The sequence below is a fragment of the Tunturiibacter empetritectus genome (assembly GCF_013410875.1).
GTDB classification, from domain to species: domain Bacteria; phylum Acidobacteriota; class Terriglobia; order Terriglobales; family Acidobacteriaceae; genus Edaphobacter; species Edaphobacter empetritectus.
Genome location: NZ_JACCCU010000001.1, coordinates 2077607 through 2091587 on the forward strand (window position 1 = coordinate 2077607; position 13981 = coordinate 2091587).

Here is a 13981-nt window from a genome sequence, read left to right on the forward strand (position 1 = left end):
ACTTTTTTGAACACGCTGTCCATCACCGATCCACTCCCCCACGGCCCAGAGCACTTTGACGCCGCAGCCTTCGCCGCACACACTCTCTCCTCCCCGCAAAACCTCGCAGCCGTCCTCGACCACACCCTGCTCAAGCCCGACGCTACCCGCACCCAGGTCCTCCAGCTCTGCAACGAGGCCGCCGAGCACCGCTTCGCCTGCGCCATGATCAACCCCACCTGGGTCTCGCTCGCCGCAGCTGCCCTGAAGGGCACCGGGATCCCTGTCGGCGTCGTCATCGGCTTCCCCCTCGGTGCCACCCTCGCCATCTCCAAGCGCGAAGAGACCGCGCACATGCTCAAACACGGCGCGCACGACATCGACATGGTCCTCAACGTCGGCCTGCTCAAATCCGCCCAGTCCGCCGACTACGAGGCCATCCGTCAGGACATCCACGGCGTCGTTGAGATCGCCCACGCCGCCGGAGCCATCGTCAAAGTCATCCTCGAAACCTGCCTCCTCACCTTCGAAGAGAAGCTCCGCGCCTCCGAGCTCGCCCTCGCCGCCGGGGCCGACTTCCTCAAGACCAGTACCGGCTTCTCTACCGGTGGCGCCACCGCCGACGACATCAGCCTCCTCCGCGGCGTAGCCGGCACTCGCGCAGGTGTCAAAGCCTCAGGCGGAATCCGCTCCCTTGCCGACGCCACAACCATGCTTCGCGCCGGAGCCTCCCGCATAGGAGCCAGCGCCAGCGTAAAGATCGTCAACGAGCTAGCGGGGCATGCAGTCGAAGGCACTTCTGCGGCCCCTGGGTACTAGGATTTTCGCGCAATATCATTTTTGCGAGTTTTGGCTCGAACCGAAGATCATTTCTGACTCATTCCCGCAGTTTAGATCGCGGGAATGGCGGGACTGGTTCGCCATGTCGTCTCTGGCACTCCCCAAACCCGACCTCACCCGGTAATATCAACGCAACGCAGAATGCCTTCGCCCATCAAACCGAGCACGACCCCACCCACAGGCCCAGAAGTGCCCGCGCCAGAGCACCCTTACGAGGGGGACTACCGCCCCCAGTCCCAGCAACTCTTCCACCCCCACGCCGCCGATCCCAAAATTCGCGTCGAGCCCCTCCAGGTCGAGTTCCTCCATAATCTCGCCGACGCCCTCAACACCACCCTCGACCTCAACACCCTCATGCACCGCGTCGCCGACCTCGTCCGCGCCGTCATCGACTACAAGATCTTCGCAATCCTCCTCCTCAACGAGCGCGCCTCCGACCTCCGCATGCGCTTCCAGATCGGCCACACCACCGAGATCGAACGCATTCGCATCAAGCTCGGTCGCGGCGTCTCCGGCCAGGCAGCACTCCATCGCAAATCCCTCCTCGTCGAAGACGTCACCACGCAGGAGAACTACATCGACGCGAACCCCAACGTCCGCTCCGAGCTCGCTGTTCCCCTCGTGGTCAAGAACAAGGTTATCGGCGTCCTCGATCTGCAGTCCGAGACCATCGGCTACTTCACGATGGAGCACCAGCGACTCCTCGAGCTGGTCGCCTCTCGCATGGCCATTGCCATCGAGAACGCGCGCCTCTACACCCGCGTCTCCCGTCAGGCTCAAACCCTCGCCGTGCTCAACGACATCTCCCGCGAGATCACCAGCATCCTCGACCCCGACGACCTTCTCGAACGTATCGGCCAGCTCCTCAAGCGCGTCATCGACTTCCACATGTTCACCATCCTCCTGTGGAACGACCGCACCCAGCTCTTCGAGCACCGCTTCTCCTCCCGCTTCGGCGAACGCGTTACCCGCGAGCGCACCATCGCTCTCGGCGAAGGCCTCATCGGCACCTCCGCCCAGCTCCGCGAGCCCATCCTCGCCCCGGACGTCCGCAAGGATCCACGCTACGTTGAAGCCAACCCCGAGGTCCGCTCCGAACTCGCCATCCCCCTCGTCTACAAGGGAGAAGTCATCGGCGTCCTCGACCTCGAACACACCCGCGTCAACTATTACAACGACGACCACCAGCGCACCCTCTCCACCCTTGCCTCGCAGGTCGCCATCAGCATTGCCAATGCCCGCCTTTACCAGCGCATCCACGAGGAGGAGCAGCGCATGGAGCGCGACCTCGACATGGCCCGTCAGGTCCAGCTCCGCCTCATGCCCTCGCACCCGCCAAAGCTTGAGCGCGCAGAGATCGCCTCCCGCTTCGTCGCCGCCCGCTCCATCGGAGGCGACGTCTTTGACTACCTGGACTACGGTAACGGCCGCATCGCCATCGCCGTAGGAGATGTCAGCGGTAAAGCAGCTCCCGCCGCGCTCTACGCCGCACTGGTCAGTGGAATCCTCCGCTCCCTCGCCCCCCAACATCTCTCTCCTGCCACTATGCTCGCCGCCCTCAACGACCAGCTCCAGGAGCGCAAGCTGGACTCCCAGTACGTCACGATGCTCATGGCCGTCTGGGATGACAATAACCAGACCCTGCAGATCGCCAACGCCGGCTCCGTCCAGCCTCTCTTCGTCGCTGCCAACTCCGACACCACCAAGCCTCCGAGCGTCCGCACCATTCAGGCCGAAGGCTTCCCTCTCGGCCTCTTCCCCAACGCCGAGTACGAAGAGTTCACTCTCTCTACCCGTCCCGGCGACCTCATCGTCTTCTTCTCCGACGGCATCGTCGACGCCATCAACGCCACCGGCGATATGTTTGGCGACGAACGACTCACTCAGCTCCTCGAGTCTCAGCACCAACCTACGGCCCAGTTCACGGTAGACGCTGTCCTGAAGGCGGTCACTGACTTTCAGGCCGGCACCGCTCACTTCGACGACGAGACCATCGTAGTGCTGCGTGCCACCGGTCAAAGCCCCTAACCTAGAGTAAAAAAACTCGTCACGAAGTGGCCGCGTCCCCGAATGACTCCAGCGTCATCGCCACCATCTCCTCAATTCCTTCGCGACCAGCGGGAGCGCCCAGCGAAGCGGTATACCAGTCACGAAGTGACCGCCCCACGCGCAGTGGGCCCGTCCGGCAGGACAAGCATCAACAAAAAAGAAAAGAGGCCCGCACAAGCAGACCTCTCCTCTTCGCTTCAATCACGCTCTAGTTTAGGCAAAGTTACTGTCGTCTCCGCCACTCGACCCATCTTCACCCGAGTCGCCGCCATCATCGAACGAAGCGTCGTCGCCGGAGTTGTCCGAGTCGAAGCTCGCATCATCGCCCGAGCCGGTGTCATCCGACCCATCGAGCGAATCCCTATCGTTTGAGGACGCATCCGAACCTCCACGCGATCCATAGTCCCGATCCTCCTGCTGCCCCAGCGACCTTTCATCTGCCGAGACATCGTGCCCTCCACGATCATCGCCATAGTAGTTATTGACGACCTCCTCGGTCGGACGCTGACCACCATCGAAGCCGCCCAATCCCTGGCCGCCGCCATACCCGGCCTCATGCCCAAACCCATGCATCAGCGACTCCACGCCCTGAAACGCCAGCGCTCCTGCCGCAACCCCAGCAGCCGTCTGCAGAGCGCCCCGCATAAACCCCCCTCCGCCCATCCCCTGCGGAGCGCCATACTGCGGCGGAGCACCATACTGTACCGGAGCCCCATAGCCACCACCCACGGGTGCATACGGAGGGTAACCCGGTCCCCCTTGTTGCGGATAGCCCTGCTGTGGCTGCGGTGGAGGCGGCGCAGGCTCTTCATTGCGCCCAAGTAAGCTCCCCAAAAAACTCGTCGCATGCTTCGGCTCCGGATGCTGTTGCATCTGCTCGATCTGCGCCTTCGCCTGTGTCAGTTGTGTCTGTGCCTGATCCAGCGCATACTTCTGCACCAGCACCGTCTGCGCCAGAATGTACAGAGCATCGGGATTCCGTCCCAATCCCTGCTGCAGCATCTGTTCCGCGTCCGTATCTTTCTCTGCAAGCTGCGTCTTCTGAATGCGGTCGATCAGACCGCCAATCATATCCTGTTCCTGAGGAGTCATCTTCCATCCCTTTCCGTTATCCTGCACCAACTACTCACAGTGCCCGCACAAACTCTGTGGCGCACTCCCAATGGACGTACACCACGCCATAACGTCGCACCAACCATCCAGGCGATAGCAAATCACATCCCGTTTCAACACTTATAGGATGCTCCGCGCCTCTCTCAGGACAACCTACGCAGGCCGGTCTACTTTCGTTCACTTCTCGAACCCGTGCGCTTCGTCATCCACCCTTACCTGGCTTAGCCCTTCTTCAGGTTTACTTCAGATTCACCAGTTCCTAACACAGACGGCATAGAGTCCTCTCGGTAACGCAGCACGATAAATCAACAACACGGAGACACTATGCAGCCCCTCTTTCCAATGTCAAAAAGTTCCTGGCAGCCGCTCCTCAAGGGAGTCGCAGCTCTTTCCTTGGCCACCGTCGCCGGTATCCCGGCCAGCGCGCAGGACCGCGACCACGACGACCATATACGTTTCTTCCCTGGGAATCTCGTCGTCTCTCGCAGCGTCTACGACAACAACCCCAACAACGTAAAGGTAGGCGCGCTCCTCCCGCCAAACTGCGCCAACACCACCACCCCCTGCGTCGCCGCGACCAACGACGGCACCTTCCCCTACGTCTTCAACAACGTCCTCGCCGATGGCAGCTTCGGCATCACCTCCAAGGTCTATCTCGACCAGATCACCCCCTTCGGCTTCCTCCTCAACTGCCTCGAAGTGCCCAACAGCACCCAGCGCAACGTCCGCTCCGAGAGCAATCAGCTTGTCACCAGCTTCAGCTCGAAGTCTGAAGAAGCCCTCAACCTCTCCACCGACGGCAAGCTGCTTACCTTCATCGACTACGTCGCTCCCGTCAACACCATCGACGTCTCCAACTCCAACACCCCCGGCGTCATCGATCCCACCAACCCCGTCGGCGTCGCCTACTATCGTGCCGTCGCCACCGTCAGCCGCTCCGGCAAGTTCACCTTCACTGAAACCAACGCCTATAGCGGCAACAACGGCCGCGCCGCAATCTTCAACAACACCAACGGCGCCGACTTCTTCTACACCTCCGGCAACGCGGGCAACGGCAGCAATCCCCAGCCCAACGGCGTCATCCTCGGCGCAGGCGCTCAGATCATCGATCCCGCCAACGCACCCGAAAGCTTCCAGAATCCCGGCACGCCCACCCCCGTCGCCAGCTTCTCCGTCATCCTGCTCGGCGATAAGGCCGACAAGATCGGCAAGGACGACAACTTCCGCGGCCTGACCGTCTTTAACAACGTCCTCTACTACACCAAAGGCAGCGGCGGCAACGGCGTCAACACCGTCTACTTCGTCGACACCACCGGCACCGCCTGCCCCAACGGCGTAGGCGTCCCCGCCGTCGGAGCAACCCTCCCCATCGCGCCTCTCGCCTACGATCCGACCAAGCTCCAAACCTCCGGCCTGCCCAGCAACATGTGCATCCTCGCTGGCTTCCCCACCGCCCTTGCCAAAACCGCGAACCCGCTCGCCTTTCCCTTCGGCATCTGGTTCGCCAATGCTGACACCCTCTATGTAGCCGACGAAGGCGACGGCTACACCGGTGGATTGGATCTCTACACCCACGCCGCCGCCCAAACCACCGCAGGCATCCAGAAGTGGATCTTCAACGCCTCCACCAAGTCCTGGAACCGCGCCTACACCCTGCAGACCGGCCTCGAACTCGGCGTCCCCTACACGGTCAACCGGTACCCCACCGGCAACAACTCCGCCACCAGCCTTCCCTGGTCGCCAGCCACCGACGGCGTCCGTAATCTCACCGGCAGGGTCAGCGACGACGGCAAAGTCACCCTCTACGCCATCACCTCCACCGTCAGCGGCAGCGGAGATCAGGGCGCCGATCCAAACCGCCTCGTCTTCGTCACCGACGATCTATCCAACACCGACGCGACCAAAGCAGCAAAGGAGAAGTTCTTCACCGTCCGTAAGGCCGACTTCGCCGAGGTCCTCCGTGGCGTATCTTTCACCCCCGGCACACGACCGGATCACGATCGCTGGTAGTCGCACCTCACCCAAAACACCTGCCCAGCACCACAACGCATCGCGGCGGAGATCCATCTCCCGCCGCGATGCGTTTAATCAGCCCAGCTGCACAAAACGCCTCTAGTACATCTTCTGTTTGGAGGTATGTAAAGCAAGCGCAAGCGATATTTCACCGGCGCTCCCAGTCCCTTGAGGCTTCTACCACCCTCATCTCTACTCTGGCTTTGATCTGCAGCTCTCGCAATCACGCGAAAGGATTGTAAGCTAGAACCCAATGTCTTCCTCTTCCAGCACGCAAACCATCCGCCCCGCGCGCAACTTCCAGGGCTCACTCACCCTCCCGGGCGATAAATCCATCTCCCACCGCTACGCCATGCTGGCTGGCCTCGCCGAAGGCACTACCCGCCTCTCCAACTTCTCTACCGGCGCCGATCCCCACTCCTCGCTCGCCTGTATGGAGGCTCTTGGCGCAACCATCGTCCACAAACAAGACAAGACCATCGAGATCACCGGCACCGCCGGCAAATTTCGGCAGCCCTCCGCCCCCCTCGACTGCGGCAACTCTGGCTCGACCATGCGTATGCTCGCCGGCCTCATCGCCCCTCATCCTCACACCTTTACTCTCATCGGCGACCACTCCCTCACCCTTCGTCCCATGGAACGCATTCGCAAACCGCTCGGACAGATGGGGGCAAAGATCGACCTCACCACGAACCCTGGCGATAAGGAAGGTCACGCCCCCATCACCATCCACGGCGGCCCGCTCCACGCCATCGACTTCGACACTCCCATCCCCAGTGCCCAGGTCAAAACCGCAGTCCTCTTCGCCGGCCTCCAGGCCAACGGCACCACCAGCCTTACCGAATCCATTCGCACCCGCGACCACTCCGAACACGCCCTCCGAGCCTTCGGCGCCACCCTCAATCGCACCAGCTCGCGAGGAGGAGAGGTAACCAAGCTAAGCATCCCCGGCAGCCAAACCCTGAAAGCGATCGACGCCACCATACCCGGCGATATCTCTTCCGCGGCCTTCTACCTCTGCGCCGCGCTCCTCTTCCCCGACTCCAATCTCATCCTCGACAGCGTCGGCATGAACCCGACCCGAGCCTCGCTGCTCGACGTCATCACCGCCCTCGGCGGCAAGATCAAAGTCCTCAACGTCGAGGAGCACCACGGCGAACTCATCGGCACCATTCAGGTCAACGTCTCACCCAACGGCCTCCGCGGCATGCATATCGGCGGAGCTCTCGCCGCCCAGATCATCGACGAGCTCCCCGTCCTCGCAGCCATCGCCCCGTACACCCACGACGGCATCACCATCCGCGACGCCAAAGAACTCCGCGTCAAAGAGTCCGATCGCATCGCCCTGGTCGCAAAGAACCTCCGCGCCATGGGAGCCGAACTCACCGAGCACGAGGATGGCCTCGTGATCCCAGGCAACCAGAGCCTTCACGGAGCGCAGATCGACTCCGGCACCGATCACCGCATCGCCATGGCCTTCTCCATCGCCGCGCTGCGTGCCACCGGAGACACTGAGATCCACGGAGCCGAAGCCGCAGCCATCAGCTTCCCAGAGTTCTTCACCCATCTCGACAATCTCTGCCAACGCTGAACCCCACAGTCAACATTGCAAGCAGTCAACACTGCAATTTGCTAAGCTGGCTTCAATCTCCACAGGTCCATGCAAACACCCCCCGGCGGCTCCCGCCCCATCCTCATCACCGAGATCGAACAGTTCGGCGGCTCCGAGCGCAGCGTCCTCGCGCTCTCCCGCTGGCTGCATCAACGCAATCTGCCCAATCACGTCGTCACCTACTTCGACCGCTGCAACCTCGCTCAATACGCCACCCACCCCTTGCAGGTCGTCGAACTCAACCCCACACCGGGAGCACGCAACAAGATCGCCTCCCTCCGCACTTACTTCAATCAGCAGCCCACGAACTCACCCAAGCCACTCGCCTCCGGCTATCAACCTACCCTCCACGCAACCCTCGCTGGGCAGCGCGGATTCCACAGCCTCATGCACGACACGCCCTCTCTCTTCGGAGATCAGGACACCCGCCGCCTCCCCACCGACCTTCGCATCGCCGTCTCAAATCGCATCATCGGCTACGGCCTGCGCTCCGGCGGCAACACCATCGTCACCAGCGAATACCTCCGCAGCGAATGCCGCAACGACTTCAATGTCGACGCAAAGATCGCCCGCATGGGCGGCCTAGTTACCAGCGCCTCAGCCCCACCCCCTCACCCGGTAAAAGACCAACTTCGGATGTTCTCCGTCTGCCGCATCGAACCCAACAAGCGCATCGACTGGATCATCCGCGCCCTCGCTGAACTTGAGCGCGGCAACAAACCACTCTCCTCCATCATCGACTGGAGGCTCGACCTCGCAGGCAAAGGCTCTCTCATCCCCAGTCTTACCCAGATGGCACAAACCCTCGGCATTGGCGATCGAATACACTTCCACGGCTTCGTCCCCGACGACGATCTCGAGCGACTCTTTTCACAGACCCACCTGTTCCTCATGCCTGCCGTTCAAGGCTACGGAATCCCCGCCATCGAATCGCTGCACCGCGGCATCCCCGTTCTGCTCCATCGCGAATCAGGCGTCAGCGACATTCTGCTCGACACCCCCTGGGCAACCGTCTTCACCGGAGGGGAAGATAACATGACCCCGGCGCTCCAATCTGCAATAGAAGCCATTCTCCAGGGCAAGCACCTCACCATCCCGCAGCCTCATCTCCCCACCGAAGACGAGTGGGCCAAACGCGTTGCAACACTTTGCAATTGGCTGTAACCGAAACCGTTACATTTTGTAGCGGCCCATGTCATCGTCGTTCAGATTCTCAAGCCACCGCCGCATCTCCTCAGCATTCACATTCGGCGAGCCGCTGACAGCCTGCTTTGAGTTCTCAAGTACTGTGCGATTGACATAGATCGGGCAGTCCCACCGCAGCGCCAGCGCAATCGCATCTGACGGCCGCGCATCCATCGTCACTGTCTCGCCCGCATGGTCCATCCAGATCACGGCAAAAAACGTATCGTCTCGCAGCTCCGACACAACTACCTTACGAACTTCAGCATTCAGACCACGAGCCATATTCTGCAGAAGGTCGTGCGTCATCGGCCGCGGAGTAGCCGTCTTCTCCAGCTCAAGCGCAATTGCATTCGCCTCGAAGATCCCCACCCAGATCGGCAGCACCAGATCGCTCCCAACATCCTTCAGCACAATGATGGGCATATTCGTGACCGGGTCCATCATCAAGCCGCGAATCTGCATCTCCACTTCGTCGGGAGCCTGCACGACGGGTTGAACTGAAGAAGAATTCATTAGTTGAGCACCACAAAATCCGCAACCCGTTGCAGCGCAACGAACGGCAAAGCCTCCGCATCGGCGATAGCCTCACCCACCAGGCAGTTCGGCAGCGTCTGCGTAATCCGCACCGACAGATAACTTCCAATCGGAGGCTGCGCAATCTGTGCTGTCGAAAAATTCACCGTCTTATTCTGCGAGCTGCGCCCCACCACCTGGTTACGCGAAGGATTGTAGCTCTCCACCATCACCTCCTGCATCTCGCCCAGGTGTCGTCCGTAGTGTTCCCGCTGAATCTCCCGCTGCCGGTCCATCAAGATTCGCAGCCGCTCCGACTTCAGCTCATCGGGAATACTGTCCGCCATCGTCACCGCCGGCGTATTCGGTCTCGGCGAAAACTTGAACGCAAACACCGCGTCATACTTCACCTCGCCCACCAGCGTAATGGTCTCCTCAAAGTCCGCGTCCGTCTCACCCGGAAAACCCACAATCATGTCGCTCGTAATGCTGATGTCGCGTTTAGCGGCCTTGATCCAGCTCATCCGCTCCAGATACCACTCCCGCGTATACTCCCGCGACATAGCCTTCAGTACCGCAGACGAACCCGACTGCACCGGCAAATGAATATGGTCGCAGAGCGTCGGAGTATCGTCGATCGCCTGCACAATATCTCGCGTAAAGTCCCGCGGATGCGACGTCGTAAAACGCACGCGCCGAATCCCCGGCAACTCCCCTACCGCAACCAGCAGCTCCGCAAACGACATCCGCCCCGAAGGATCGCGATACGAGTTCACATTCTGTCCCAGAAACTGAATCTCCGTGAACCCAAGATCCACCATCTTCTTCGCCTCAACCAGCACCGAAGCCGCAGTCCGGCTGCGTTCCTTGCCCCGCGTGTAAGGCACAACACAATATGCGCAAAACTTGTCGCACCCCTCAATGATCGTGATGTACCCACGATGCGGATTCGACCGTGCCGTAAACTCCGTCTCAAACGTCAGATCGGTCTGCCGGTCGTCGAGCCCCGTAATCCGCTCCTCCCCAGCCTCCAGCCGCCGCAGCATCTCCGGCAGGTTCCGGTACGAAGCCGACCCCGCCACCATCGACACATACGGAGCCTTCTCAAAGATCTTCTCGCCCTCCTGCTGAGCGACGCAACCCAGCACAGCGAACTTCTTCCCCTCACCCTGCAGCTTCTTGTACTCGTTCAGTCGATGAAACACCTTCTGCTCAGCCTTATCGCGAATCGAGCAGGTGTTATACAAGATCAACCCGGCCGCATCTTCCTCCTGCACACGGGCATACCCCTGCTGCTCCAGCGTCCCGATGACCTTCTCCGAGTCATGAGCATTCATCTGGCAGCCAAACGTCTCAATGTAAAAAGTCTTACTCACAGTTACAGTATAGCCGTTCGCTAACGCCACTCATCGACTGTCACGGAAGTTGATGACCCAGAGCCGTTCAGTGAACTTCTTGAATAAAGAGCATACGCTGATGTGGTGCAAACCATGTGTGATAGAGGACAGGCGAAAACTGCGACGGTTTAAAACAGGACGTCTGATCGAAGGTCAGTACATAACGAGGGTTCACCGCAGGAGTGTGTGCTGCAAACCATGAGTAACAATTCTCTGGAATATCTTCCGGACGGCTCCAAGGGTGATAGGCACCGACCGGAATGCGCAGCCGATCATCGTTCACATACCCCGCGACTTCAAGTTGCGTCCATGCGTCATACTCAAAGGTTCCTTGAATCTCCGTTCTGGGCACGCCTGCTCTGAGGACCTCGTCTGCCGCAGCAAGTTGTGCTCGATAGAAGGCGAAAAGATCATGCATTCTCGTGACAGCGAAGGCGCCGAAGAGAAGAAGCAGAAACAGGCACACCGATGGCAACCGGCCGCCAATCTTCTTTTCATAAAGTCTTAGAAGTACCGCGACAGCCACAATCAGAAGAGGCAGCAGATAGCGATCATAGAGATGTACCCTCGTCAGCAGCAGGAGAAGATAGGCAACAGTGAACGGACCTAAAAGAACGAGAAAGGATCTTGTTGAAGGCGCAGCCTTGTACGCCAGAGCATGGTCCGTCAGGCAGGAAGCGTTTCGGTAAAAAAGCAGCAGGCCGCCGATGCCAGCCAAAGTCAGGACAGACAGAGCCAGTTGCAGAGTGTAGGAAAGATCATCCACGACGACAATACTGCCCGCATAGGTCCCAAGCAGTACAAGTAGGCTCTCCGGCTTATGTAAAAAGATAAGCAATGCCACTGCAACTAAGACGACGGCTGCCGCAGCGATAGCTTCATTGCGGGGTCGCCGCTCAGCGAAAGGAAACTTTGCGATAAATGCAACTAAGATCGGTAGCACGAACAAAAAAAGTGCGAGACCGTTCCTTATCACCGAGTTCGCCCATTGAGCTTTTTCTGATCCGTGAGGCCTATGAAACATTGGCTCCGGAACCGAGTAAGGTTGATGACTGAACCAATGCATGCAAGCGCCAATAAAAATAACGCTAATCATCCATAACGCGGCGCCTACTACTGGAACCCGTGACCTTTTCCTCATCTGCCATGCAGCGGACGGCACAATAATCAAAGCACCCAGCCATGCGATTTGGCGCACAGTGCCTCCCACATCATTTGAGAGCGCAGCAAACACGAGCCATCCTATGGCTGCCCGGTCCGTGCGTTCCTCAATCGCGCGTGTACAACTGTAGATACAGAGAACAAGGCAGAAGATACCCGGAATGTCCGACATAAAACTAAAAGCAAGCGGTAAAAACAGTGGCGAAAGTGCAATTGCAAGAGTCCCCATCGTTGCGTTCCACTCATTGATGCCGAAGCGCACAAAGAGACGCTGGATCAGCATGACCGTCGCCATCGCAACCATCAGGATAGAGACGCGAGCGAGCAGGAAAGAAAACCCAAAGAGCTTAAAGAAAAGTGCGCCTAGATAGAGTTGCCAACCGAGCATGGCGGTCGACCAACCGTTATAGACAATGTGTCCCGTCTCGGAAAGTACACGGGCACTCCATATGTACGACCAGTCGTCATAGATACCCATTTCGAGCATCGGACGGGCGAGTATAACTCCTATCAAAAGGGCGAACGCACAAAATGAAGCAGGACTGCAAATCGTGGACCGAATTTTTGTAAACAAAGCTCTCCCTCAATTCGCAAATCGCTTACTTGTCTTTGTAAGATCAGCATAAGCTATCGACCAACCTGGAGTCGTCGAACTAATGGTATCTAGTTTCAACTCTCTCCTGTTAGAGGACGCTGAAGCTAACGCCTAGGGCGCAATACCAGTACTACAATCCGGAATAGGCCGTGTCGTAGTTATGAGAGGCGCATCAGCCTGGCCGCTGCTTACTGAGCATGTTAAAAACAGAATCGCCGCAAGCCAAATGCCATGCGCCGCTAAGTTTGCTGATTGATAGTTTGGTAGCGCCAACGGGGATCGAACCCGTACTCTCAGCCTTGAAAGGGCCGCGTGTTAACCAGTTACACCATGGCGCCAAAACACGAAGTTGCAGAAGGAAAGGATTGGTAGCGTCAACGGGGATCGAACCCGTACTCTCCGCCTTGAGAGGGCGGCGTGTTAACCAGTTACACCATGACGCCAGAAACCAGACAGGAGAGGAACTGCTCCACTGCGATAAACAAATTATATCAGCTAACGACGCTGCTGAGCGACCCGCGCCCCTCTGAAAAAGAAGCCCTTACAGCCCCAGCTTCTTCACCTCGTCGTTGTAGTACTTGCGGTACAGGATGTCCCACTCCTGCGACCCTTCCACGATGATCTTTCGCTGCGAAGCGATCTTCTGCCGCGCCGCCGCATCGATCTTTGTCTCTTCCATCAACAGCTTCTCGAGAGCCTTCCGAGCCTCCTGCCGAATCGTGTTCCGATCCTCCAGAAAGTCGACCTCCGGAATCTCCGCCAGGGTGTCGGCCACCGTATGGGCCAGCTTGTTGAGCTTGTCGCGAGAGATTCTCACAGCACCGCCTTGTACTTGCGGGCCAGCTCATTCTTCACCTTTTTGAACATCTCCGGATAGCTCGCGCCGGTCTTGCGCATGTCGTCCTGAAAGGCTTCAAGGATCACGCGAACTTCATCGTTGATCCGGTCTTCCAGCGCCAGCTCATCCACCATTCCCGCAGTAACGCGTTCATTGACCACAGCCGGTTTGTCAGTGTGGATCATCTTTTCGGCGACTAAATGCTTAACGGTCTGGCGCGCCAGGTATCCAACGTAATCTTTTGAAAAAATCATTTGACTTTCCTTCGAATATACCACGCGACTCGTCTCATCCACCGCCCACTCCTCAACGCCCCATCACTTACGCTTCGGCATTGGCTTATGCGGACAACTCTCTGTATTCAGACACGTATCCGCCAGCCGTAGCCGCTCGACAGGACGCCCACGCAGCAGATGTTCCGTCACAATCTCCTCCACATCTTTCACATGGACAAACCCGTACCACACCGCATCCGGATAGACCACGACCACTGGCCCATGCTCGCACTGGTCAAGACAGCCAAGCTCATTCGCCCGGACCTGCCCCTTCAACCCGGCTTCCTTCACCGCATCCTTGAAGGCCGATTTCAGCTTCCCACTCCCTTCGCTGCTGCAACTGGGCCGCGATGCGCTTTCGTCCCGCTCATTCGTGCAGATAAAAACATGATGCTTGAACTTTGCCAATCC

12 protein-coding genes and 2 tRNA genes are annotated in these 13981 nt (G+C 59.0%); 5 read left to right on the top strand and 9 right to left on the bottom strand.

Features of this window, described 5'->3' with window-relative positions:
* Nucleotides 1-6: 6 nt before the first annotated feature.
* Nucleotides 7-798, top strand: a complete 792-nt coding sequence (gene deoC, locus HDF08_RS08840; RefSeq protein ID WP_179638098.1) for a deoxyribose-phosphate aldolase — start codon at nt 7-9, stop codon at nt 796-798.
* 162 nt (nt 799-960) lie between these two features.
* On the top strand, nt 961-2847 hold the full coding sequence (locus HDF08_RS08845; RefSeq protein ID WP_179638099.1) for a SpoIIE family protein phosphatase: 1887 nt from the start codon (nt 961-963) through the stop codon (nt 2845-2847).
* A 234-nt stretch (nt 2848-3081) separates the two neighbouring features.
* On the opposite strand, the gene HDF08_RS08850 is transcribed toward HDF08_RS08845, so the two are convergent.
* Entirely contained in the window at nt 3082-3960 is an 879-nt protein-coding gene (locus HDF08_RS08850) for a DUF2076 domain-containing protein (protein WP_179638100.1), read from the bottom strand.
* Nucleotides 3961-4323: 363 nt separating this feature from the next.
* Here HDF08_RS08850 and HDF08_RS08855 point away from each other — a divergent pair, with 363 nt between their 5' ends.
* The 3 genes from HDF08_RS08855 (at nt 4324) to HDF08_RS08865 (ending at nt 8770) form a co-directional block, all read left to right on the top strand.
* The gene (locus HDF08_RS08855) at nt 4324-5991 is read left to right on the top strand and encodes a hypothetical protein (RefSeq protein WP_179638101.1); all 1668 of its coding nucleotides are present in this window, start codon (nt 4324-4326) and stop codon (nt 5989-5991) included.
* 256 nt (nt 5992-6247) lie between these two features.
* Nucleotides 6248-7585, top strand: coding sequence for a 3-phosphoshikimate 1-carboxyvinyltransferase (gene aroA, locus HDF08_RS08860; protein ID WP_179638102.1), 1338 nt, complete (start codon nt 6248-6250; stop codon nt 7583-7585).
* 69 nt (nt 7586-7654) lie between these two features.
* A complete protein-coding gene (locus tag HDF08_RS08865) occupies nt 7655-8770 on the top strand; it encodes a glycosyltransferase family 4 protein (protein WP_179638103.1) in 1116 nt (371 codons plus the stop codon).
* 9 nt (nt 8771-8779) lie between these two features.
* Here the strand turns inward: HDF08_RS08865 and HDF08_RS08870 are convergent, their stop codons facing one another.
* From HDF08_RS08870 to HDF08_RS08905, 8 genes are all read right to left on the bottom strand, one after another.
* A complete protein-coding gene (locus HDF08_RS08870) occupies nt 8780-9304 on the bottom strand; it encodes a bifunctional nuclease family protein (protein WP_179638104.1) in 525 nt (174 codons plus the stop codon).
* Nucleotides 9304-10680 carry a tRNA (N6-isopentenyl adenosine(37)-C2)-methylthiotransferase MiaB gene (miaB, locus tag HDF08_RS08875; protein ID WP_179638105.1) on the bottom strand — a complete coding sequence of 459 codons (1377 nt, stop codon included), beginning with the start codon at nt 10678-10680 and terminating at the stop codon, nt 9304-9306. The genes HDF08_RS08870 and miaB overlap by 1 nt, the downstream gene beginning before the upstream one ends.
* Nucleotides 10681-10747: 67 nt before the next feature.
* Nucleotides 10748-12340: an ArnT family glycosyltransferase gene (locus tag HDF08_RS08880; RefSeq protein ID WP_179638106.1), complete on the bottom strand. Its 1593-nt coding sequence runs from the start codon at nt 12338-12340 to the stop codon at nt 10748-10750.
* A gap of 378 nt (nt 12341-12718) precedes the next feature.
* Nucleotides 12719-12795 (bottom strand) — tRNA-Glu (locus tag HDF08_RS08885).
* A gap of 28 nt (nt 12796-12823) precedes the next feature.
* Nucleotides 12824-12900 (bottom strand) — tRNA-Glu (locus HDF08_RS08890).
* A gap of 98 nt (nt 12901-12998) precedes the next feature.
* Entirely contained in the window at nt 12999-13274 is a 276-nt protein-coding gene (locus HDF08_RS08895) for a DUF507 family protein (protein WP_179582933.1), read from the bottom strand.
* Entirely contained in the window at nt 13271-13549 is a 279-nt protein-coding gene (locus tag HDF08_RS08900; RefSeq protein WP_179638107.1) for a DUF507 family protein, read from the bottom strand. The genes HDF08_RS08895 and HDF08_RS08900 overlap by 4 nt, the downstream gene beginning before the upstream one ends.
* A 63-nt stretch (nt 13550-13612) precedes the next feature.
* A complete protein-coding gene (locus HDF08_RS08905; protein ID WP_179638108.1) occupies nt 13613-13978 on the bottom strand; it encodes a (2Fe-2S) ferredoxin domain-containing protein in 366 nt (121 codons plus the stop codon).
* Between the last annotated feature and the right edge of the window lie 3 nt (nt 13979-13981).